Here is a 20,288-nt window from a genome sequence, read left to right as displayed (position 1 = left end):
GTGAAATCGTTGTTGTTCAGCCACAACCACCATCTGCTTTCGGTGAAGGGATGTGAAGCCGGGCTTGATGTGCTGGCGTTTGAGGGCGATGAAGCCCTGAGCCAGCCGTTCCGCTATCGTATCGAATTCACCAGCGCAGACCATGCCATCAGAAAAGAGATGATGCTGATGAAGGCTGCCTCCCTGACGCTGCAGGCGCCGGTAGCTCAGGGCTTCGACATCAATGTTCAGCAAGCCGTGCGGGTGATCCAGGGCGTGGTGACGGGGTTCGAACGGCTCGGCACCTCCAGGGATGAAACGCACTACGCGCTGACCCTCCAGCCGCGCCTGGCGCTGCTTAACCGCTCGCACCAGAACGCCATTTATCAGGACCAGTCCGTTCCGCAGATTGTGGAAAAAATCCTCCGCGAGCGCCACGGCCTGCGCGGTCAGGATTTTCTGTTCTCGCTGACAAAAACGTATCCGCGACGCGAGCAGGTGATGCAGTACGGCGAGGATGACCTGCGCTTTATCATCCGTCTGCTGGGTGAGGTGGGGATCTGGTTTCGCTTTACCGCCGACACGCGGCTGCACATCGACGTCGCTGAGTTCTGCGACAGTCAGCAGGGCTATGAGAAGGGGCTGACGTTGCCTTCGGTCCCGCCATCCGGGCAGCAGTCGGCCGGGGTGGACGCGGTGTGGGGGATGGCATGCCGCCACCGCGTCGTGGAGCAGCAGGTCAGTACCCGCGACTACAACTACCGCGAGGCGACGGCGGACATGAGCGCGCAGGTGGATGTCACCCGCGGGGAGACCACTACCTTCGGTGAGGCTTACCACTGGGGAGATAACTACCTGACCGCGGGAAATGTCCATGACCGCCATCCGGCGCCGGAGTCCGGGGCGTTTTACGCCCGGCTTCGTCATGAGCGTTATCTGAACGGCCAGACCCGGATGCAGGCCACCACCAGCTGCCCGACGCTCTGCCCGGGTCAGGTGCTGAAGGTGACCGGCGGAGAGGAGGTGGCCGGAGAGTTTGCTGATGGTGTGCTTATCACGGCGATGCACAGCCACGCCCGGCGCGATGCCGACTTTGCGGTGGAGTTTGCCGGCATACCGGACAGCCCGGACGTCGGCTACCGGCCCGAGCCCGGCGCCCGCCCGGTGATGGCCGGGACGCTGCCGGCCCGCGTGACCAGTACCCGGGAAAACGACACCTACGGGCATATCGACAAACACGGGCGCTACCGGGTGAATATGCTGTTTGACCGGGCGCGCTGGGAAACCGGGTTCGAGAGCCTGTGGGTCCGCCAGTCGCGGCCGTATGCCGGAGACACTTACGGCCTGCACCTGCCGCTGCTGGCGGGGACGGAGGTGGCGATTGGCTTTGAGGACGGTAACCCGGACCGGCCGTATATCGCGGGCGTGCTCCACGATTCGGCGCACGGCGATCACGTCACCATCCGCAATGACAAACGTAACGTCCTGCGCACCCCGGCCAACAACAAAATCCGCCTCGACGATGAGCGTGGGAAAGAGCATATCAAGGTGTCGACGGAGTATGGCGGCAAGAGCCAGCTGAATCTGGGGCACCTGGTGAACAGCGACAGGCAGCCGCGCGGCGAAGGCTTTGAGCTGAGAACCGACAGCTGGGGGGCCATCAGGGCGCAGAAGGGTATTTTTATCAGCGCGGACGGACAGGCGCAGGCCCAGGGGCAGGCGCTGGATATGGAGCCGGCGGTCAGTTTGTTGAAAGGCGCGGTGAATCAGGTCACGGAATGGGGAAGCATTACGCAAACCCATCACAATGTTATCCCAGACCCCGGCCCGTTAAGCGCACTGGCCACAGGCAGCCGCGAGCTTAAACAGCCGACATTGCTGATGTCGGCCCCGCAGGGAATTGCCGCCGTCACACCGGAAACGACCCTCCTGCACAGCGGTAACGGGCTGTATCTGCAGAGCCTGGGAGAGGTCAACATCACCACGGCACAGCGCTGTTCACTGAATGCCAGCCAGGCTATTTCACTGCTGGCGCAACAGGAGGGAATGCGGCTGGTCTCCGCCAAAGGCCCGCTGGAAGTAGAGTCGCACGGCGATATTCTGTCGCTGACCGCGCTAAAAGATATCACCGTCCAGTCAACTCAGGGGCATCTGCAGTTGACGGCTAAAAATGGCATCACCCTGGGGTGCGGCGGCGCATATATCCGTCTTACCCCGCAGGGAGAAGTACAGATCCACGGACCGGGGGTGATTAGCCTTAAGGGGCAGCACGATTTGCAGGGGCCGGTCAGCGAGGCGTTTCCCTTACCTGATCTACCGGCATCGGTTTGTAAAGAGTGCCTTAAAAAAGCCCAGGCGCTGGCGCAGGGCTTCGTGCCGCGGGAGGCATAATGACCAGACAATGGATTGAGGAGGTCGCCGGAACCTCTCGGGTTTTCGGAACGGATTATCTGCACGTCATTATCGATCAGGCAGGGGTGGATTTTTCCGTTATTCCGGCGCTGAATTCGCTGTCAGTTGAGTGGCAGTCGCTTTTTCATGGACTTCCGGAAGCATTTATCGTCGATGATGCTCCGCTGGTAGCGCGCTTTACGCTTGATGATCTTGAGCAAATGCGCTGGTTACAGGATATCAGCCAGCAACTTGCCAGCCAGGCGCCGCTGCTCCTGTTCTGTACATACTGGCCCTTTTCGGCGCTGGCGAACTGGCTCACGCAGTGCATGGATATTCTGCAGGAAGGGCGCAGCGGAATTTTACGCTTTTACGATACCCGGGTATTTCCGCTGTTGTTTACGCACATTCTCAGTGAAGAGCAGCAAGAGCCATTGATGCGTCCGGCCCTGTTCTGGGCGTGGCAGGATCTTGACGGGCAGGCGAAAGGCATCAAAGGCAGTGGTCTCCCACCGGAACGCGATGAAAAGGCGCCAAAAATAGAACTCAGCGATCGCCAGCTTGAGCATCTGATGTGTATCAGCGATGTCATCGTCCTGTTGTCACACTGTGCTCCGCCTGCGGGCATATTTGATTCAAGACAGTCGCTGTTTTCGGCCTGTTATCAGGGCATGGTGGAGGCGACACGCCAGGGCATTCTTCTGGATGACGCCCGTGAAGACTGGGTAATGAAAAAGTGGCTTGCCGACGTAAAAACCAGTGAGAGACCTTCGGAATGAAAAGCCTGGTCTGGCTGAGTTCATCCCTCTTTTCATTACCCTCAACCCGACAGGGAGAGTCCGATGCAATCTGCATTAATCAGCCCGCTGCTGGCGGGGCTGCTGCTGTTAACCGGCTGCGCACAGCCTGCCGCCCGGGCCGGAGGCGGAACAATAAAAGCCATCAACCATACAAAGTGGGCGATCAACCACTTCAGCGTCAACGGCCAGTCGGGCATCGACATTATAGGCCCGTTCCAGGGAGGCGGTGGCGGCTGCTGCTTCAGCGTGCCCGCCCGCTGGACGCCGGGTATGACGGTGCGCATTGACTGGGAAAGTGGGGAGGCATCGACTGAAGGTTTTCCTGGATTTGCTGATTACGAAAAATATAAAGCCTGGGAGAAAAAAATGAGCTCTCAGAATCGGCAGCACAGTAAAACCGTCCCGCTGCCCGACTATAACGGCCAGGAGGTGTGCGGTATTACGGTGCACTTTTTACCCTGCGATGACGTGAAGGTAACCACCAGCTGCTGGTCACCGAGAAATGCGAACTACCCGATAAAAGAGCCCGTCAGGATGAAGGAGCCGGCCGTCTGTCCGAAGTAGCTCGCCTTCGTTTCCCCGGGATGGCATCACCATTCCTTAATCACCCTCAAACCGACAGGGAGAGTCCGATGAAATCTGCATTAATCAGCCCGCTGCTGGCGGGGCTGCTGCTGTTAACCGGCTGCGCACAGCCTGCCGCCCGGGCCGGAGGCGGTGGCGGCGGCACCATTGACGCCATCAACCACACAAAGTGGGCAGTTAATCACTTCAGCGTCAACGGCCAGTCGGGCATCGATTCAATAGGCCCGTTTCAGGGGGGCGGTGGCGGCTGCTGCTTCAGCGTGCCCGCCCGCTGGACGCCGGGTATGACGGTGCGCGTTGACTGGGAAACTGGGGTGGGGTACTCCATGGACTTTCCGGGGTATCAGGATAGGCAAAAATACCTTGCCTGGAAAAAAGGAATTGATGCCCAAAAGAGGCAGCACAGCCAAACCGTCCCGCTGCCTGACTATAACGGCCAGGAGGTGTGCGGTATTACGGTGCACTTTTTACCCTGCGATGACGTGAAGGTAACCACCAGCTGCTGGTCACCGAGAAATGCGAACTACCCGATAAAAGAGCCCGTCAGGATGAAGGAGCCCCCCGTATGTCCGAAATAACCGAAACGCATGCCGCCTGGGTCCCGCCGTCGTTTCCACCGCAGGGACGTCTGCCGGGCCGGGCGCTGGAGGTTGGTCAGAACTACTATCAACAGAACAGCGACGAGCGGCGCTATCATCAGGAACTGTGCCTGGCTGCCGGACGGCGCGTGGAGCCGCCGTGCTGCAAGACGCTTCATATCAGCCTGTTTTTCGACGGTACCGGCAATAACTTAAATCATGACTTTTTTATCGCGAACCCGAAACATCCGACCAATATCGCCCGGCTGTTTCGGGCGACTATTGGAACGGGTACGGCTGGCGGGGTGCCGTCTGATGATCAGAGCAAGCTGTTTGATGGAGACGGCGAGGGAGACGGGAAATATTTTAAATTCTATATGCCCGGCGTGGGCACCCCCTTCCCGGAAGTGAATGACCCCGACTATTCCACCATGGGTCTGGTGGGGGCAGTTAAGGGGGAGGACCGGATTAACTGGGCGCTGCTGCGCATAATCGATGTGCTGATGTTTAGTGCCACCGAAAAATGGCTGACCACCACAGAGAGTCGTCGTTCACTGAAAGAAATGAGCACCAACTGGAACCTGCTGGGGTTTGGTGGCAGCCATAACCGCTATGAAGAGTTCACTCGTTTGCTGAATGGTCTTGCCCCGAAACTGATGCCGATGCTGATTCAGCCTGAGCCGGGCAAGCCGAAACTGACAGGCATCAAACTGTATGTCTATGGTTTTTCCCGCGGCGCGGCAGCGGCGCGCACCTTTGTGCGCTGGCTGAGCGAACTGCTGCCCCCGCCGGCGGCGGAGGGTGAAAAACCGCCGCAGTGCCTGCAGACAGGCGGGATGCAGCTGCCCGTCAGCGTGGAGTTTCTCGGGCTGCTGGATACGGTGGCCTCCGTCGGGGTGGCGCATGTTGTGCCGGTTGCCGACGGGCATATGTCCTGGGCAGACGGCACGATGGAGCTGCCGGATGATGAAACCTATGGCGGGCTGATAAAAAAATGTGTTCACCTGGTCTCCGGGCATGAGCAGCGTCTCTGCTTTCCGCTGGACTCGGTGCGCCGGGCAAACGGCAAATACCCGCCCTGTGCCACTGAGGTGGTTTACCCGGGCATGCACTCGGATATTGGTGGAGGATATCCGCCGGGGGATCAGGGGAAAGCGAATGGTGAGGATGACAGCTTATTGGTATCTCAGGTAGTTTTGCATGACTTGTATGCTTCGGCATTTGCTTTTGGTGCGCCACTTAAAGTCCCACCGACCACATTACCGCGAGATCTAAACCGGCAGCTTTGGCGAGCCATGTCGCCAGATTTGCAGGAAGAATTTGTAATTGATACACCACTAGTCAACCGCTTCAACGCCTGGCGCGAACTCACTCTGGGCCAAACCACGCCGAAAACGTTCGATCCCGAAGCAGCCTCTCACTACGAACCACTTGCCGCCGGCGGCAGCCTGGAAACCGTCATTGCTGAGCAGATGGCCTGGATCACCGCCTGGCGCATCGACCGCTATGCCAGAGGCTCGATGCTGAAAACGCCATTCTATCAGCGCGCCACGAATACCGAAGCGCTGCCTGCCGCGCGGAAGGCGGCAGAAGAGATTCGTGATGAAAAACAGGCGGCGGTGCTCAGGGCTCGCCAGAACCAGATAGCAAACCAGCCTCCTGACAGGATGGATGAGCTGGTTCTGCAGCCGGGCGTGAAGGATTTTGACCCAAAGATGGATCAAACCCAGCTGTTCGACGCGGCGAAGGAGTTCGGAAAGGATTACCACGACGGTTACCGTATCCCGGAGAACCTGGCGCAGCTGGTGCTGGATACCGTGCTGCAGCCGGTGATTTTCATTCTGAATACCGATGATGAAGCGCAGGAATACCGGCGCATGAAGCGTGACGGAGAGGCCCGGGTGGCCGTCCTGTTCCTCGCGGCTGGGGAGGCCAGCAACGCGGAGCAGCCTGCCGGGCTGGTGAGGGCGCTGTTTGATGACCAGGTGCATGACTCACGCGCCTGGTTTATGTATGCCGTGCTCGGCACGCGCGAGATGTGGACCGGCTACTTCCGCTACCGGATGATTTACTTCGGCGAGCGCTGCAGTAAGCCGCTCTCGCCGCTGGTGCTCGCCGGAGACCTGGTGGGTTTTGCGACCGTGACTGCGGGCGTCGTGCTCAGTTTCCGGCAAAAGTCCCTGACCGGCAAGCTGGCCGGGCTGGCCGCTACAGGCGCCGTGCGCTCGCTGGAGGTGGCGGTGCTGGACAAGATAACCGGGGAAGCGCTCCCAGAGCTGCCCGGAGGGGAGCAGTTGCGGGCCTTTACCCACGAGCCGGGGACCGTTGTCGCACAGCAAAAGGCGCGGAAAGCGGAACAGCAGGTGGCGCGGGGGCAAGCCGCTCTGCCGGCCAGCTGGCTTGAGGACGTTCTGACGACAACGGTCTGAACGCGGATAAGGAGGATCCGATGAATAAAGTCATCCGCAAAGGAGATACCCTGCGGGAGTATGGTGGCAGGGTGCTGATGGGGCATTATCAGTGTTTTGGTCTGGGATTCGCCTGCAAGGGCGACCCGGTCAAGTGTAACAAACACGGTATGACGACCATCGCTGAAGGCAGCGCGCGAACCACTATTGATGGCCAGCCGGTTGCGCTCCACGGTCATCGCTGCGCCTGCGGCTGCACGCTGGTCAGCTCTAACCCAGACTGCGGGGTTGATCAGTGAGGCCGGTACCGGAGTATCCCCCGTACAAATACGCGCGACCGCCTGGTACGGCCAGGTGGCTATCGGTTTCGGCCCTGCTGGTTCTGCTTAGCGGCGGGATCAGCGCTTTACTTCCCTCGTCAGAAGGAAAAAGCGCCCTGGCCGGCACCGGGATCCTGTTGGCCCTGGCGCTGGCAGGTACCGGCTGGTTGATCCGGCTGCTGTACTACCGCATGAGCGTGCATAACGCCAGGTTCTATGACCAACTGGTGGCATACGAACAACAGCAATGGTGGGCGGAGCATCGGCAGCCGATCGGGTTACAGGACGGTCTGCTGCTGGGCCCCGCGGGCAAAACGACCACTGACTGGCTGCGGGTGCTAAGCCGTCACGAGCGTCCGCCAGAGGAAGAGAACGAGGGCGGCGGCAGGGCGCTGCGAGCACCATACCTTTCAGTTTCTGAGGCTATCGCCCGCGAAAAACGGCTGGCGGAACTACTGGTGATGGAATGGCAACGACAGCGCAGTGAAAGAACGCTTACTCCGCCGCTGCGTTGCTACTGGCATGGAACGGAACTCGCCTGGCAGGCGTTTCGTGCACAGATGACCCTCACTGTTGAGCAGATGACACTACCATCCCGCCCGCATACCTGGTGTGGGGAGGCCAGCCTCGCGGAGATAGCACACACTCTGGCCGAAGCTGACCCCCACGACACTGTGCTTATCGCCGGATGTCAGGTGGTTGTCGCCCAGACGGGGGCAGTGCAACCCGCCGGAGAGTCTGCGGTACTGTGGCTCGCCGGACGGGACGGTCCGGTGCACCTGACCAGGGGGGAAACCTATTGCGCAGAAAAAGGGGAGGCCCTGACTGCTGTAGCCGCTCGTGTGCTGGAGCAGAACGAACTGAGCGGCCCCCCGGAAGCCTGTGCGCTGTTTTTTCAGCCGGGACTGGAAGCGCTGGCGCACAGCGGTTGGGATATCAACCTGTATCGCCAGGATGCCTGTTGGGGAGACATCGGCGAGATGGAAGGCTTGACCGTTCTGTCGCTGGCGGCGATCTACGCCGCGCACTACCAACAACCGTGTGGCTGGATAGCCCGCGATCCCTTGAATACCCTCGCAATTGGAATTGTAAAACCTGATGGACAACGTCAATAAACCTGCAGCTATCTCTGTGGCGGCTACGGTTATCGTCAGTATTGCTGCGGTCACGCTTCTGGTGCTCCTGGGCGGGCTGGCATGGTGGCTGTGGGCGATGGATCATGCCACGCAGTGGGAAACGCTGCGCCCGTTTATCGCCATGGGCTTTATTATCTGGGGGATGGCGCTCAGCCTGCTGGTACTGGGGTTTATGGCCTTTCGACTGCTGATAAAAGATAAGGTTAAGCCTTCAGCAGCGCCTGTGCGGCAACCCGCCAGGCCCGATGGGCGCGAAGCCCTTTATGCCCCGCTGAAAAAGCACCTTCACGCACGTTACCGCCTGCGCTGGCACCGCAAAGTCCGCCTGCTTTTAGTCACCGGCGACGATGAGGCAATAGAACAACTGGTTCCCGGCCTACAACGGCAGCACTGGCTTGAAGGCAACCGCACCGTACTGATTTACGGCGGCAGCCTTGCATCGGAGCCTGACCGAGAAAAATACGCCGCGCTGCGCAAGCTGCGCCGCGGCCGTCCTCTGGACGGGATTGTGCGGGTGATGCCATCGTCTCTCACCCTGACGCCGCAGATAAGCGAAAACGACCTGCGCGGGCTGGAAAAAATTAGCGAACTGCTGGGCTATGCCGCCCCGGTCTGGCTGTGGAAACTGTGCGACAGTGAGTGGTCGCAGTCTGACCGCGCGGTGCAGGCGGTAGGGGTTAGCTTCCCGTTACGCGCTACCGAGGACGATGTCGCCCGTCAGCTTGCGCAGATGCTGCCCACGCTGCGGGAGCAGGGGATGCACCAGATCGCGGAGGAGACCCGCCACGACTTCCTGCTGCGTCTGGGGCAGCAGTTTCTCGACGGGGGGATCGCGCAATGGCGCTGGCAGCTGGCGCCATGGCTGACCGCCTCGCGACAGCGGTTTGCGCTGCGAGGCCTGATGTTTAGCCTGCCGGCGCCTCGTAGCGCAGATCCTTATCAGGAGGCTGATGCCTCGCCTGCGGGCCAGCCTCATCTCCTGACGCTGCCCGCCACCTGGCAGGGAATCGTCGATGACTGCCGCCGTTTACGCGGGCATCACGTGGGAATGGCGTGGGAGCGGTGCCTGGCGTGCGGTCTGATGGCCATCCTCGGCCTGTGGGCGGCGGGACTGCTGCTCTCCTTTACCTTTAATTACAGCCAGATTGTTTCGGTAGCGGGAAAAGCCCGTGACCTGGTGACCCACCCCTCCGTTTCTGACTATCAACTGACGGCCCTCCATGCCCTGCGCAATGAGGCCGGCAGTCTCGTGCTCGATGGGCAGAAGGGCGCTCCCTGGTATCGGCGCTTTGGTCTGGACCATCATCAGCAACTATTAGACGCCGTCCTGCCCTGGTACGGCGTGGCAAACAACCGCCTGATACGTGACCCGGCCAATGTCGCGCTGCAGCAGGCGCTCAGCGCGCTGGTCAACTCCGCACCCAATAGCGACCAGCGAGCCCAGCTGGCGAAACCGGGCTATGACCAGCTGAAAGCCTGGCTGATGATGGCTCGTCCGGATAAAGCCGATGGCGCCTTTTTCGCGCAGACCATGAAAACGGTCCAGCCAACGCGAAAGGGGATCTCGACCGGACTGTGGCAAAGTCTGGCGCCGGATCTGTGGGCCTTTTATCTCTCCCTGCTGCCCGAGCGGCCAGAGTGGAAGATCATCCCGGATGCACAACGTGTCAGTCAGAGCCGTCAGGTTCTGTTGCAGCAGATAGGTCGCCGCAATGCCGAAAGCACCTTGTATGAGAACATGCTCAAATCCGTGCGTCGTAATTTTGCCGATGTATCGCTGGAAGACATGACCAGTGGCACCGATGCGCGCCGCCTGTTTACCACCGATGAAGTGGTCCCGGGGATGTTTACTCGCCAGGCATGGGAAGGCGGCATTCAGCAGGCCATTGATAAGGCAGCCAGCTCGCGCCGGGAGGAAATCGACTGGGTGCTGAGCGATTCGCGCAAAACGGTGTCGACAGACCTGTCGCCGGAGGCGCTGAAAGCGCGTCTGACCCGACGCTACTTCACCGATTTCGCCGGCAGCTGGCTGAATTTTCTCAACAGTCTGCGACTTAATCCGGCGACCACCATTGCTGATGTTACCGACCAGCTCACGCTGATAAGCGATGTCCGCCAGTCGCCGCTGATTGCCCTGATGAATACCCTTGCCTGGCAGGGGCAGGCGGGGCAACAAAGGGAGGGGCTGTCGGACAGCCTTATTAAATCGGCCAAAGATCTGGTGGGCGGAAAAGACAAGCCGGTCATCGACCAGTCGGCAGCCGGGCCGCAGGGGCCTCTGGATGACACGTTCGGCCCACTGCTCCAGTTAATGGGGAAAAACACGGGCAGCAACGTCATGTCGGCCGACAGCACCCTGAGCCTGCAAACCTATCTGACCCGCATCACCCGCGTGCGCCTGCGTCTGCAGCAGGTTGCGAATGCCTCCGATCCGCAGGAGATGATGCAGACCCTGGCGCAGACCGTCTTCCAGGGGAAAAGCGTCGACCTGACCGACACGCAACAATATGGCAGTCTGATTTCGGCAAGCCTTGGCGAAGAGTGGAGTGGCTTCGGTAACACTCTGTTTGTGCAGCCGCTGACTCAGGCCTGGGAAACCGTACTTCTGCCGTCGGCGGCCAGTCTGAATGATAAATGGCGCCGATCGGTAGTCGCCAGCTGGCACACTGCCTTTGACGGCCGCTTTCCGTTTACCGCCAGCAAAAGCGACGCCTCTCTGCCGATGCTGGCTGAGTTTGTGCGCAAAGACAGCGGGCGAATCGAACGTTTTCTTACGACGGAGCTGAACGGTGTCCTGCATAAAGAAGGCAGTCAGTGGGTGCCGGATAAGGTCAACAGCCACGGCCTGGTCTTTAATCCGGCCTTCCTGCGCGCCATCAACCAGCTAAGCCAGCTGTCCGACATTCTTTTCACCGATGGCAGCCAGGGCATCAGCTTCGAATTGCAGGCCAGGCCTGTTGCACAGGTCGTGGAGACACAGCTGACGATAGACGGCCAAAAGCTGCGCTATTTCAATCAGATGGCCGACTGGCAGACTTTCCGCTGGCCGGGGGAAACGTATAAACCCGGCGCTCTGCTGACCTGGACCACCGTCAATGCGGGCACGCGTCTGTTTGGTGACTACAGCGGAACCTGGGGTTTTATTCGCTGGCTGGAGCAGGGTAAACGCCAGCAGCTCGAACGCAGCCAGTGGATGATGAGCTTCACCGCTCCGGATGGCCGCACCCTGCAGTGGGTACTGCGCTCCCAGCTTGGGAGCGGCCCGCTGGTGCTTCTGGCGCTGCGCGGATTGACCCTGCCGGATCAGATTTTCACTGTCGATGCGGCTCAGAGCGCACAGGCCCTGACGGCGGGGGTAGGGAATAGTGACATGGATGAGATGGAAAAATGAGTATTTTACAAAATCTGGTTGCCGCCAGTCAGTTGGATGAAAGCGTACTGCGCCAGCAGGCCCGGTCACGCCAGGAAAACTGGCAGTCATGGCTTGCGCCAATCAGTGATAGCCAGCCCACCGGCAGCGATCCGGGCTATGACGATGATTTTCAGCGTATCCGCGAGGAGGTCAATAAGATCTCCGGCGTCGATACCGAACTGATTTGCCAGCTGGCAGAAAAACTGCTGACTCATACCTGCAAGGATCTGCGCGTGATCACCTTTTACGTGTGGGCGCGTCTGCAGCAGGATGGCGAAACCGGTCTGGCCGAGGGCGTTACGCTGCTTGCGGCAATGCTTGAGCGGTTTGGGGATATGCTCCATCCCCAACGTGAACGTAGCTGCAAATCGGCGCTGGAATGGCTTGGCAGTCGCCGGATGTCGGACAGTCTGTCTCTTTATCCGGAAGTCGACATGACCACTATGCAGGTCATTATCGGGGCGTTATTGCTGACGGAAGCCTCTTTTGCCGTATTGGCTGAGGCCTCTCGCCCCGATCTTTCCGGGCTATATCAGCTCCTGGAGAACCGACTGGTACAAAGCGGCGGCGCCCGCAGCCTGGTGCCGCAGACCAGCCGCGAAGAACACGATCTGCTGCCCCAACATGCAGACACCGCACCGGTAATGCATACCGTCACGTCAGGACGTGATTTGCTCGACCAGGTTAAAGTGCTGGCGAAATATCTGCGTGAGTGTCCCGGCGGATGGCTGGCAGGTCATCATCTGATGAAGAGTGTGCGTTGGGATACTTTAACGGAATTACCGCCGCTGGATGCCTCCGGCCGGACCCGGCTATTGCCTCCAAAGCCGGAGAGTAAAGCCCATCTTAAGCGGTTGTATTTACAGAAAAGCTGGTCAGAACTGCTAGAGCATACGGACACGCTGTTGGCGCAAGGCGTCAATCATCTGTGGCTGGACGTGCAGTGGTACGCCTGGCAGGCGCTGCTGAAACTGGATGCTGACACTGTACGGGCCGATATCCTGTGCCGGGATATGAAAGGGCTACTGGCTCGTCTACCGGGGCTGGAAACCCTGGCGTTTAACGATGGTACGCCATTCGCCGATGAAGTGACGCTCAACTGGCTTAACGAACATGTTCTGGATGAGATGGCCGGATGGCAAGGTGAGCCGGTGATGGCGGCGACCAGCACTGATGAGGTGCTGTCGCTGGAGTCAGAAGTGCTCGCCCGCGCGGACGATGAAGGTATTGAGTCGGCGCTGAACTGGTTACAGGCGCAACCGGGCTATACCACCAGCCGCAATCGGTGGATGATGCGCTTATTGATGGCGCGGGTCAGCGAGCAGTACGGAAAAAATGAAATAGCGCTGCATCTGCTGGCGGAACTCGACAGCCGTGCCCGGGAGATGACGCTCGAACAATGGACGCCGGAGCTTATCTTTGAGATCAAAGCCCGCCGACTCCGGCTGCTAAGAGGCAAGGCCGGGCGCAGTGAGGCAGAAAAAAATCGCTTGCAGCCAGAGATGGAGTCTTTGCTTGCCGGGCTTATCGCTCTGGATCCCGCTCGCGCTGCGGTGCTGTGCGCATAATTTACGCGTCAACCGCACCTCATTACTTGCATCTGCTGTCTTCTGCATATCTGAAAGCTATTACTTCTTCTGGTGACTTATGGACGATTTAACCCTGCGTTATTACGACGCTGAAATGCGCTACCTGCTGGAAGCGGGTGAAGAGTTTGCCCGCGCTCATCCTGAGCAGGCGGCAATGCTCAATCTTGACAAAGCGGGCGCCCGCGACCCCTTTGTCGAGCGTCTGTTTGAAGGTTTTGCCTTCCTGATGGGCCGCATGCGCCAGAAGCTCGATGACGATCTGCCTGAGCTGACCGAAGGCGTGGTCAGTCTGCTGTGGCCACATTATTTACGTACCATTCCTTCCCTGTCGGTCGTGGAATTCACTCCCGACTGGCAGGAAATGAAAGAGCCGATGACGATGGCCAAAGGCTTTGAAGTGCTTTCCCGGCCGATCGGTGAAAAGGGCACGCGCTGTCGGTACACCACCACCAAAGCGATCGCTCTGCAGCCGTTGTCCCTGGAGCGCGCTCAGCTGACCACCGATACGGATGGCCGGTCGGTGATCACGCTGCGCTTTAACTGCAGCAGCCTGACGGACTGGCGCCGGATCGATCTCAGCCATATCCCGCTCTACTGCAACGCTGATGTGCCGCTGGCCTGCGCCATGCACGAGGCTTTTACCCTCAATGTGGCCAGGATGTGGCTGCGCGTACCCGGTAAGGAGGACAGAAAGCCGCTGGACGGGTATTTCAGCGCGCTGGGATTTGGCGAGGATGACGGCCTCTGGCCCGAAGATAGCCGCAGTTTTCGCGGCTACCAGCTGCTGCTGGAGTATTTTACCTTCCGTGAAAAGTTCATGTTCATCGACCTGCGCGGGCTGGAGACGGTGGCTTTCCCGGCCGGGATGGCGTGGTTTGAGATCGACGTCGTGCTGGCGGAACGCTGGGAACATGACTTCCGCTTCAGCGAAAAGCAGCTGCGCCTGCACTGCGTGCCGGCGATCAACCTGTTCCCGCTGGAGTCCGATCCGCTGACCATCAATTCCCTGCAGACAGAATACCTGCTGCGCCCACTGCGCGTGCAGGACGGCCACACCGAAATTTACACCGTCGATTCCGTGAGCTCCTCGAGCCAACAGGCTTACGCGCCGTTCTCAAGCTTTCGTCACAAAGGCGGCATGATGCGTCATGACGCGCCTGATTATTACTATCATACCCGGGTGCGCCGTGGCCCCTCCGGGTTGCATAACACCTGGCTTATCGTCGGCGGGGAAGCCTTTGACAATCATACCGTACCGGAAGATGAAAGCCTGTCGCTCACCCTTACCGGAACCAACGGCCAGCTTCCGCGTCGTGCGCTGCAGAGCACCGTGCTCGATACGGTGATGAAAACCACCTCGGCCAGCGTCGCGGTTCGTAACCTCTGCGCGCCGACGCTCCCGTGCTATCCCTCTGCCCAGGATCGTTTTCACTGGCGGGTGCTGAGCCATCTGGGCAGCAGTTTTCTTTCCCTGATGGACAACGCTGAAGTCCTGCGCGGCACCCTGGCGCTGTATGAATGGACCGACAGCGAGATGAATCGTCGGCGTCTGGAAGCCATCCTCGAGGTGAAGCACCGCGCAACAGAGCGCTTTGCACAGGGCCATCTGGTGCGCGGCGTGCAGATTGAAGTCACCCTCGACAGCCACGGCTTTGCCGGACGAGGCGATATATGCCTGTTTGGCGAGATGCTCAGCCGCTTCTTTGCGCTCTACACCGATATCTACTTGTTCAACCGCCTGATTATCATTCTGCAACCAACCGGAGAACGACTGGAATGGGAAGAGAAGCACAGCCGACGCATTCCCGGCTGATGCCGCGTCTGGAGGCCGACCTGCCGCGGATCAATTTTTACCGCTTTTGTCAGCTTCTGGAACGACAGCACCCCGATAAGCCGCTGATGGGGGCGACTAGCCATCCGGCTGACGATCCGGTACGTTTTTATCCGCATCCGGGGATGGGGTTCCCCGCCAGCGAACTCAGAGCCGTGGAATACGATGAGGCCAATGACAGCGGGCCGCCGGTCATTCGCACCACCTTTATGGGCTTGTACGGTGTCGATTCGCCGCTCCCGACGGCCTGGCTCGATGATATCGCCCAGCGCAGGGAAGGGCATGAAGCGCTGCAGGGGGGGCTGGATATCTTCAGTCACCGGATTATCACGCAGTATTACCGCATCTGGCGGAAATACTGCTGGCCCGCCACCTTTGAGCCCGGCGGTACCGACCGCCTGTCACAGTCGCTGCTGGGTCTGGCGGGGCTGGGCATCCCCGGCACGACGCGGCATATCGCCTCGCCAGCGTCGCGCTTTCTGGCGCTGACTGGCGTGCTGCGTCAGCCGGGCAAAACTCAGCAGGGGATCCAGGCGCTGATCACGCTGCTGGCCCCGAAGACCACCGTCAGGGTGAGCCCTTACTGCCTGCGTCCGGTGGCGGTCAGCCAGCCGCTGGGCTTTTACGGCGATGACGACTTCTTACTGGACGGAAATACCCCGCTGGGTGACGAAGCGATGGACAGCAGTAGCCAGCTCCTCGTCGCCCTTATCACCGATAATCCCGAGGAGTCGCAGGGCTGGAAGCCTGATGGCCCGCTGTTTCGGGACTTTCTCATCCTGCTGCGGGTGTATCTGGGCTGGCGATTCCGGGCCAGAATCACCCTGACCGCGCCGACCCGACTGCTGGCTGTCCCGCCGCTGGGGGACGGACCGTTCTGGCTCGGTATGAACGGCGTGCTGGGCGCTGGAGAGGGTGAGAGTCAGGATGATATCCCACAGACATTTACCACCGAACTGGGCACCTATACCGGCCTGCAGCCTGCCACCTCATCGCAAGGAAACCGACGTGTTACGTATAAGTTTGATTAAAACCGCCTGCCTGCTGTCCCTGCTAGCGCTTTGCCTGAGCGGATGCGGGCTCACCCAGCGCGTCTCGGAGGGAACAAAATCCGCCTTCAACGCCGTTTTTTATAAGCAAATTAATACGCTGCATCTGGATTTTACGGCGCGCGAAGCGCTCAACACCGATGCCAGAGAGAATCACTCGCTCTCCGAACCGGTGGTGGTGCGCATCTATCAGCTTAAAGATCGCCGGACCTTTGACCGGCTGGTTTACCAGCAGCTGCTGGAGGAGGGGGATATTCTGCTCGCCGCCGATCTCCTCGCCAGTCGCGACGTAGTGATCAACCCCGGAGGGGACGCCAGTCTCAATATGCCGCTGGAAACGCAGGCGAAGTTCGTGGCGGTTGTCGGCCTGTTCCGCCATCCGGATACAGAAAGAAATACCTGGAAGCAGGTGCTGGCGCGTGAGGAATTGGATCCTGACAAGCCACGTATTTTTACCGCCGAAACTAACCAGCTAAGGCTCAGGCCTGAAGCGGCGAAGTAACGTCGAAAACAAATTTCTGCGGCGGGTCCATCGTGGCGATTGGCCCGTAATCTTCGTTAACCAGCGAACTGGCGGTAACCATCCTCATCCAGCCTCACCGGTTTCATCACAGCACAGGGAGATAACGTGACAGCGAGGGAGCGTTTTTTTAAGAAACTGCAGCACCAGCAAAATCCGCCGCGGACAACCACCTTCGATGGGGCGGCGGCCGCGGATATTGCCATGTTTCGCCAGCAGATGGCGGCGCTCGCCCGGCAGGTGAATCAGTGGTTTGACGGAACGGGCATCGAGGTGGTGGTTTCGACCCGCCACCTCCACGATCTGAGCACCCTCGGCTACAGCCTCAATAGCGGCATCTGCCGCTACGATATCCCCACTCTCCGCCTGCAAAACGGCGAGCGCAGCGTCAATATCGTGCCGCAGCAGCTGTGGGATGGCGTGGAAAAGGGGGTCGTGACCCTGAGCCTTGAGACACCTGGCGGGGCGGGCTCCCGGGAGGTGTTTTATCTGAGCCTGGCCCCGGACGGCGGCTGGTTGATCCGTCAGTCGCGCCAGCCCCCGGAGGCGCGACAGATTCTCACCGAAGACCGCTTTTTTATGGCGATCGACAGCCTGGCATGACTGGTCAGATGGTCTGTCCGCCCGATACCTCGATCCGCTGGGCGGTCACCCAGCGGTTATCGTCGCGCAGCAGGCTGGCGATCATCGGCCCAATATCCTCGGGAACGCCCACCCGTCCCAGCGCCGTCATCGCGGCAAACTGCGCGTTAACCCCCGCGTCGTCCCGCACCAGTCCGCCGCCAAAGTCGGTGGCGATAGCGCCGGGGGCGACGGTATTGACGGTGATGCCGCGCCCGCCCAGCTCGCGGGCCATGTATACGCTCAGCATCTCCACAGCCGCTTTGGCCGCGGCGTAGGCGGAGAAGCCAGGATAAGAGACGCGGGTCAGTCCGGAGGAGAAGTTAACGATCCGTCCGCCGTCAGCCAGCAGCGGCAGCAGGGTTTGAACGAGGAAAAACACCCCCTTAACGTGGACGTTAAACAGCCCGTCGAACTGCGCCTCGCGCGTTTCGGCCAGCGGGGCAAATTCGCCGTGTCCCGCGTTATTGATCAGATGGTCGAAGGTGTCCCGTCCCCAGACGCTGCCCAGCGCAGCGCGCAGGCTATCGGCGAAGGCCGGAAAGCTGGCGGTCTGCGCCATATCCAGCGGCAGGGCGATGGCCTTGCGGCCGAGGGCGTGAATGTCGGCCACCACCGCTTCCGCCTGTTCAATATTGCCGCGGCAGGTGACGATGACGTCCCCACCCTGGCGGGCGATATCCAGTGCGGTCTGACGGCCAAGGCCGCGGTTAGCGCCGGTGATAAGTGCAATCTTAGTCATGTTCGATCCTCTCTGGTGTGTGGAGTCCTTACAATAGGGGGTGCCTACCAGACCGGGTTGCCCAATCCTTGTTATTTTTTGCCCATTCCTCTCCATACACTCTCTTCTGGTGGGAAATAGCGCATACTGAGGCTTTAAAACTTGCCTGAAAGGATCTTATGCGCGACGAACTCTTCGCTCTCTGCCGCCGGTATGCCGATGCTCATGTCGATAGCAGCGGGGTGGCGGTTACCCCGGTTCCCGGCATCACTCTGGTGCGGGCCCTGCACCCCGGCGATCTGCAGGCGGCTATCGCCAGGCCGCTGGTGGCCATGCTGCTGCAGGGGCGCAAAAGCGTGACCACCGGCCTGGCAAGTTTCGACTATGGTCCGGGGGAGGCGATGGTGATCGCCGCGGATGTCCCCACCACCAGCCAGATCACCGAGGCCAGTCAGCGTTTTCCCTATTACGCGCTGGTGCTGGAGCTGGATCTGGCTATCCTGCGCGAGCTGCAGGAGGTGGGACCGTCAGGGGCGGATGAGGCGCCCCGCGTCGGTATCGAACCGATGAATGCCGACGTGACGGACGCCGCTTACCGGCTGGCAAGACTGTTTGATCAACCGGGGGCGCTGGCGGTGTTAGGCGAAGGGCTGCGGCGGGAGCTGCATTACTGGCTGTTGCAGAGTGTTCACGGGGCGGCCATCCGGGCGCTGGGCGTCGCAGACGGCCATTCGGCGCGGATCCGCCGGGCGGTGGCGGTGCTGCGCCGGGATTTTATGCAGCCAGTCAGCGTCGACGCGCTGGCCGACGCCGCCGGGATGAGCGTTTCGGTCTTTCACCGTCATTTCCGCGCCATGACCACCTTGTCGCCGCTGCAGTTTCAGAAGCAGTTGCGCCTGATCCACGCCCGCCGCCTGATGCTGGCGGAAGGGATGAGCATTGCGCAGGCGGCCGGCGAAGTGGGCTATATCAGCGTGTCGCAGTTCACCCGGGAATACGCTCGCCTGTACGGCGCGCCGCCGGGCAGCGACCGTCGACGGGAAAGAATGAGCGCCTGATCTGGCGCGCGGGCTGACGGCGGCTCCTCCCTGAGCCGGATAGCGGTGGTTCAGTTATCGAGTGTCGCCGTGATGTGCACTTTATTACCCATTCGCGCCTCAATGATCCGATAGGCGGTTGCGCCCTCGCGGGCGGCCTGCTGGCGAATTTTGCTTTCCGCGTGGTCCAGGGTATCGCCGGTGGCGGTGAGGGTCCTGGCGTTGACTGCCAGCGGCAGCAGGCAACTCAATACGATCAGTGGAATCAGCTTGTTCATCGTCATTCTGTCCTGTGAGAGAAAATCAGCGCGCGGCCTGCAGCCAGCCGGCAATGTCCTGGGTCGGCAGATGGTGGCGGGTATTCCAGGTGTCGCCCATCGGCCACCACACGCCATCCCCCCGGGCGAAGGCGGCGCGATAGCGCAGCATGGCGTTATCCGGGTCTGTCCGCAGCTGGTCCAGCAGGGCGGGCAGGGTGTGAACGGCTTTGCTGAACGTCTGCTGCGTCACGCGCTCCACGGTGTCCGCCAGCTGCCGGTAAGAGGTCGTTTCGCCGGCAACAAACGTCACCTCGTTGACGATCCGCGGCTGATGCAGATAAATCGCGGTGGTCAGGCGGCCAATATCCGCCGGCGAGGTGACGGTCACCTGGGTGTCCCAGCTGCCAAGGGCGTGAAGGGTTCGGGTGGATAAATTCACCACATCGAAGTCTGGCTCGAAGAGAAAGCTGGTAAACATGCCGGTGGAGATAATGACCCACTCCGTGGCCTGCTGCGCGCGCAGCAGGGTCCGGACATCATACTGCTCGTCCCAGACCGGCTGGCCGCTGCCTTTGCCGACCACATCGTAATTGACGCCAAACTGCCAGGGAAAATAGCGAGGCACTCCGGCGGCCAGCACCGCGCGGGTAATTTTCAGCTGCGTCCCCGGACCGGCGACAAAGCCCATGCAGTTAATCACGGCGCTGTACCCGCGAAACGCCCCGGTCAGGGTCTCCAGTGAACTACCGGCGATGTCGACGGCGAGAAAGGCGGCCCCGGCGTCGGCCAGCGCCCGGTGGCTTGCCGAACGCAGCTGGCCGGTTTCATCCCAGGCCGCCGGCGAGACGATCACCGAGACCGCGCCCTGGCGCTGGATCACCGCTGGCACCAGCGCATCCAGTACGGCGGCCCCCAGTTGTCCCGCTCCCAGAACTAATACTTTTTCCTCAAGATTAATATCATCAGTTTTCATTTTAACTCCTTGCTCAGTTAAGCCTTGTATTCACTGGCTACAGGCTCAGTGTAGGGGGGAGGGCATCATTCGATAAGA

The 20,288-nt window shown here is 60.3% G+C and carries 17 protein-coding genes; 14 read left to right on the top strand and 3 right to left on the bottom strand.

Annotated features, from left to right (window positions below; translation table 11 throughout):
* The 13 genes from vgrG to ABLV04_RS22205 all read left to right on the top strand — a co-directional run bounded on the left by vgrG (nucleotide 1) and on the right by ABLV04_RS22205 (nucleotide 17,201).
* Entirely contained in the window at nucleotides 1–2,370 is a 2,370-nt protein-coding gene (gene vgrG / locus ABLV04_RS22265; protein WP_180265795.1) for a type VI secretion system Vgr family protein, read from the top strand.
* Entirely contained in the window at nucleotides 2,370–3,149 is a 780-nt protein-coding gene (locus ABLV04_RS22260; RefSeq protein WP_109547451.1) for a DUF4123 domain-containing protein, read from the top strand. The genes vgrG and ABLV04_RS22260 overlap by 1 nt, the downstream gene beginning before the upstream one ends.
* A gap of 63 nt (nucleotides 3,150–3,212) precedes the next feature.
* Nucleotides 3,213–3,734, top strand: a complete 522-nt coding sequence (tli1, locus tag ABLV04_RS22255) for a T6SS immunity phospholipase A1-binding lipoprotein Tli1-KP (protein WP_109547450.1) — start codon at nucleotides 3,213–3,215, stop codon at nucleotides 3,732–3,734.
* Between the two features lie 68 nt (nucleotides 3,735–3,802).
* Entirely contained in the window at nucleotides 3,803–4,333 is a 531-nt protein-coding gene (gene tli1 / locus ABLV04_RS22250) for a T6SS immunity phospholipase A1-binding lipoprotein Tli1-KP (RefSeq protein WP_101861508.1), read from the top strand.
* Nucleotides 4,321–6,762: a DUF2235 domain-containing protein gene (locus ABLV04_RS22245; protein WP_180265676.1), complete on the top strand. Its 2,442-nt coding sequence runs from the start codon at nucleotides 4,321–4,323 to the stop codon at nucleotides 6,760–6,762. The genes tli1 (ABLV04_RS22250) and ABLV04_RS22245 overlap by 13 nt, the downstream gene beginning before the upstream one ends.
* A gap of 20 nt (nucleotides 6,763–6,782) precedes the next feature.
* Entirely contained in the window at nucleotides 6,783–7,040 is a 258-nt protein-coding gene (locus tag ABLV04_RS22240) for a PAAR domain-containing protein (protein WP_002902252.1), read from the top strand.
* Nucleotides 7,037–8,176: a hypothetical protein gene (locus ABLV04_RS22235; protein WP_147733799.1), complete on the top strand. Its 1,140-nt coding sequence runs from the start codon at nucleotides 7,037–7,039 to the stop codon at nucleotides 8,174–8,176. The genes ABLV04_RS22240 and ABLV04_RS22235 overlap by 4 nt, the downstream gene beginning before the upstream one ends.
* A complete protein-coding gene (locus tag ABLV04_RS22230; protein WP_180265675.1) occupies nucleotides 8,160–11,588 on the top strand; it encodes an ImcF-related family protein in 3,429 nt (1,142 codons plus the stop codon). Before ABLV04_RS22235 ends, ABLV04_RS22230 begins: the two co-directional genes overlap by 17 nt.
* Nucleotides 11,585–13,177: a type VI secretion system protein TssA gene (gene tssA, locus ABLV04_RS22225; RefSeq protein ID WP_048334955.1), complete on the top strand. Its 1,593-nt coding sequence runs from the start codon at nucleotides 11,585–11,587 to the stop codon at nucleotides 13,175–13,177. The genes ABLV04_RS22230 and tssA overlap by 4 nt, the downstream gene beginning before the upstream one ends.
* A gap of 79 nt (nucleotides 13,178–13,256) precedes the next feature.
* Nucleotides 13,257–15,011: a type VI secretion system baseplate subunit TssF gene (tssF, locus tag ABLV04_RS22220; protein ID WP_348816204.1), complete on the top strand. Its 1,755-nt coding sequence runs from the start codon at nucleotides 13,257–13,259 to the stop codon at nucleotides 15,009–15,011.
* Nucleotides 14,975–16,060, top strand: coding sequence for a type VI secretion system baseplate subunit TssG (tssG, locus tag ABLV04_RS22215; RefSeq protein ID WP_348816202.1), 1,086 nt, complete (start codon nucleotides 14,975–14,977; stop codon nucleotides 16,058–16,060). Before tssF ends, tssG begins: the two co-directional genes overlap by 37 nt.
* The gene (tssJ, locus tag ABLV04_RS22210; protein WP_023289403.1) at nucleotides 16,038–16,580 is read left to right on the top strand and encodes a type VI secretion system lipoprotein TssJ; all 543 of its coding nucleotides are present in this window, start codon (nucleotides 16,038–16,040) and stop codon (nucleotides 16,578–16,580) included. The genes tssG and tssJ overlap by 23 nt, the downstream gene beginning before the upstream one ends.
* A 126-nt stretch (nucleotides 16,581–16,706) precedes the next feature.
* A complete protein-coding gene (locus tag ABLV04_RS22205) occupies nucleotides 16,707–17,201 on the top strand; it encodes a hypothetical protein (RefSeq protein ID WP_064154721.1) in 495 nt (164 codons plus the stop codon).
* 4 nt (nucleotides 17,202–17,205) lie between these two features.
* On the opposite strand, the gene ABLV04_RS22200 is transcribed toward ABLV04_RS22205, so the two are convergent.
* A complete protein-coding gene (locus ABLV04_RS22200) occupies nucleotides 17,206–17,961 on the bottom strand; it encodes an SDR family oxidoreductase (RefSeq protein WP_032452600.1) in 756 nt (251 codons plus the stop codon).
* A gap of 158 nt (nucleotides 17,962–18,119) precedes the next feature.
* On the opposite strand from ABLV04_RS22200, the gene ABLV04_RS22195 reads away from it, so the two are divergent.
* On the top strand, nucleotides 18,120–18,998 hold the full coding sequence (locus tag ABLV04_RS22195; protein WP_180265672.1) for an AraC family transcriptional regulator: 879 nt from the start codon (nucleotides 18,120–18,122) through the stop codon (nucleotides 18,996–18,998).
* Nucleotides 18,999–19,048: 50 nt separating this feature from the next.
* Here the strand turns inward: ABLV04_RS22195 and ABLV04_RS22190 are convergent, their stop codons facing one another.
* Nucleotides 19,049–19,255: a DUF1471 domain-containing protein gene (locus ABLV04_RS22190; RefSeq protein ID WP_032452602.1), complete on the bottom strand. Its 207-nt coding sequence runs from the start codon at nucleotides 19,253–19,255 to the stop codon at nucleotides 19,049–19,051.
* 25 nt (nucleotides 19,256–19,280) lie between these two features.
* Nucleotides 19,281–20,210 (bottom strand): aromatic alcohol reductase, encoded by a 930-nt coding sequence (locus tag ABLV04_RS22185; protein ID WP_180265671.1) that lies wholly within the window; start codon nucleotides 20,208–20,210, stop codon nucleotides 19,281–19,283.
* Between the last annotated feature and the right edge of the window lie 78 nt (nucleotides 20,211–20,288).

It is taken from the genome of Klebsiella sp. JN_Kp127, from assembly GCF_040062505.1.
Lineage (GTDB): Bacteria > Pseudomonadota > Gammaproteobacteria > Enterobacterales > Enterobacteriaceae > Klebsiella > Klebsiella quasipneumoniae.
The sequence above is the reverse complement of the archived record's forward strand: the minus strand, read 5'-3'. Positions and strand labels throughout refer to the sequence as shown.

Coding starts and splice junctions, on each gene's coding strand:
- tli1 (WP_101861508.1), top strand. CDS start 3,803: ATGAAATCTGCATTAATCAGCCCGCTGCTGGCGGGGCTGCTGCTGTTA.
- tssG (WP_348816202.1), top strand. CDS start 14,975: ATGGGAAGAGAAGCACAGCCGACGCATTCCCGGCTGATGCCGCGTCTG.
- ABLV04_RS22245 (WP_180265676.1), top strand. CDS start 4,321: ATGTCCGAAATAACCGAAACGCATGCCGCCTGGGTCCCGCCGTCGTTT.
- ABLV04_RS22195 (WP_180265672.1), top strand. CDS start 18,120: ATGCGCGACGAACTCTTCGCTCTCTGCCGCCGGTATGCCGATGCTCAT.
- tssA (WP_048334955.1), top strand. CDS start 11,585: ATGAGTATTTTACAAAATCTGGTTGCCGCCAGTCAGTTGGATGAAAGC.
- tssF (WP_348816204.1), top strand. CDS start 13,257: ATGGACGATTTAACCCTGCGTTATTACGACGCTGAAATGCGCTACCTG.
- ABLV04_RS22260 (WP_109547451.1), top strand. CDS start 2,370: ATGACCAGACAATGGATTGAGGAGGTCGCCGGAACCTCTCGGGTTTTC.
- ABLV04_RS22185 (WP_180265671.1), bottom strand. CDS start 20,210: ATGAAAACTGATGATATTAATCTTGAGGAAAAAGTATTAGTTCTGGGA.
- tli1 (WP_109547450.1), top strand. CDS start 3,213: ATGCAATCTGCATTAATCAGCCCGCTGCTGGCGGGGCTGCTGCTGTTA.
- ABLV04_RS22190 (WP_032452602.1), bottom strand. CDS start 19,255: ATGAACAAGCTGATTCCACTGATCGTATTGAGTTGCCTGCTGCCGCTG.
- ABLV04_RS22230 (WP_180265675.1), top strand. CDS start 8,160: ATGGACAACGTCAATAAACCTGCAGCTATCTCTGTGGCGGCTACGGTT.
- ABLV04_RS22200 (WP_032452600.1), bottom strand. CDS start 17,961: ATGACTAAGATTGCACTTATCACCGGCGCTAACCGCGGCCTTGGCCGT.
- ABLV04_RS22240 (WP_002902252.1), top strand. CDS start 6,783: ATGAATAAAGTCATCCGCAAAGGAGATACCCTGCGGGAGTATGGTGGC.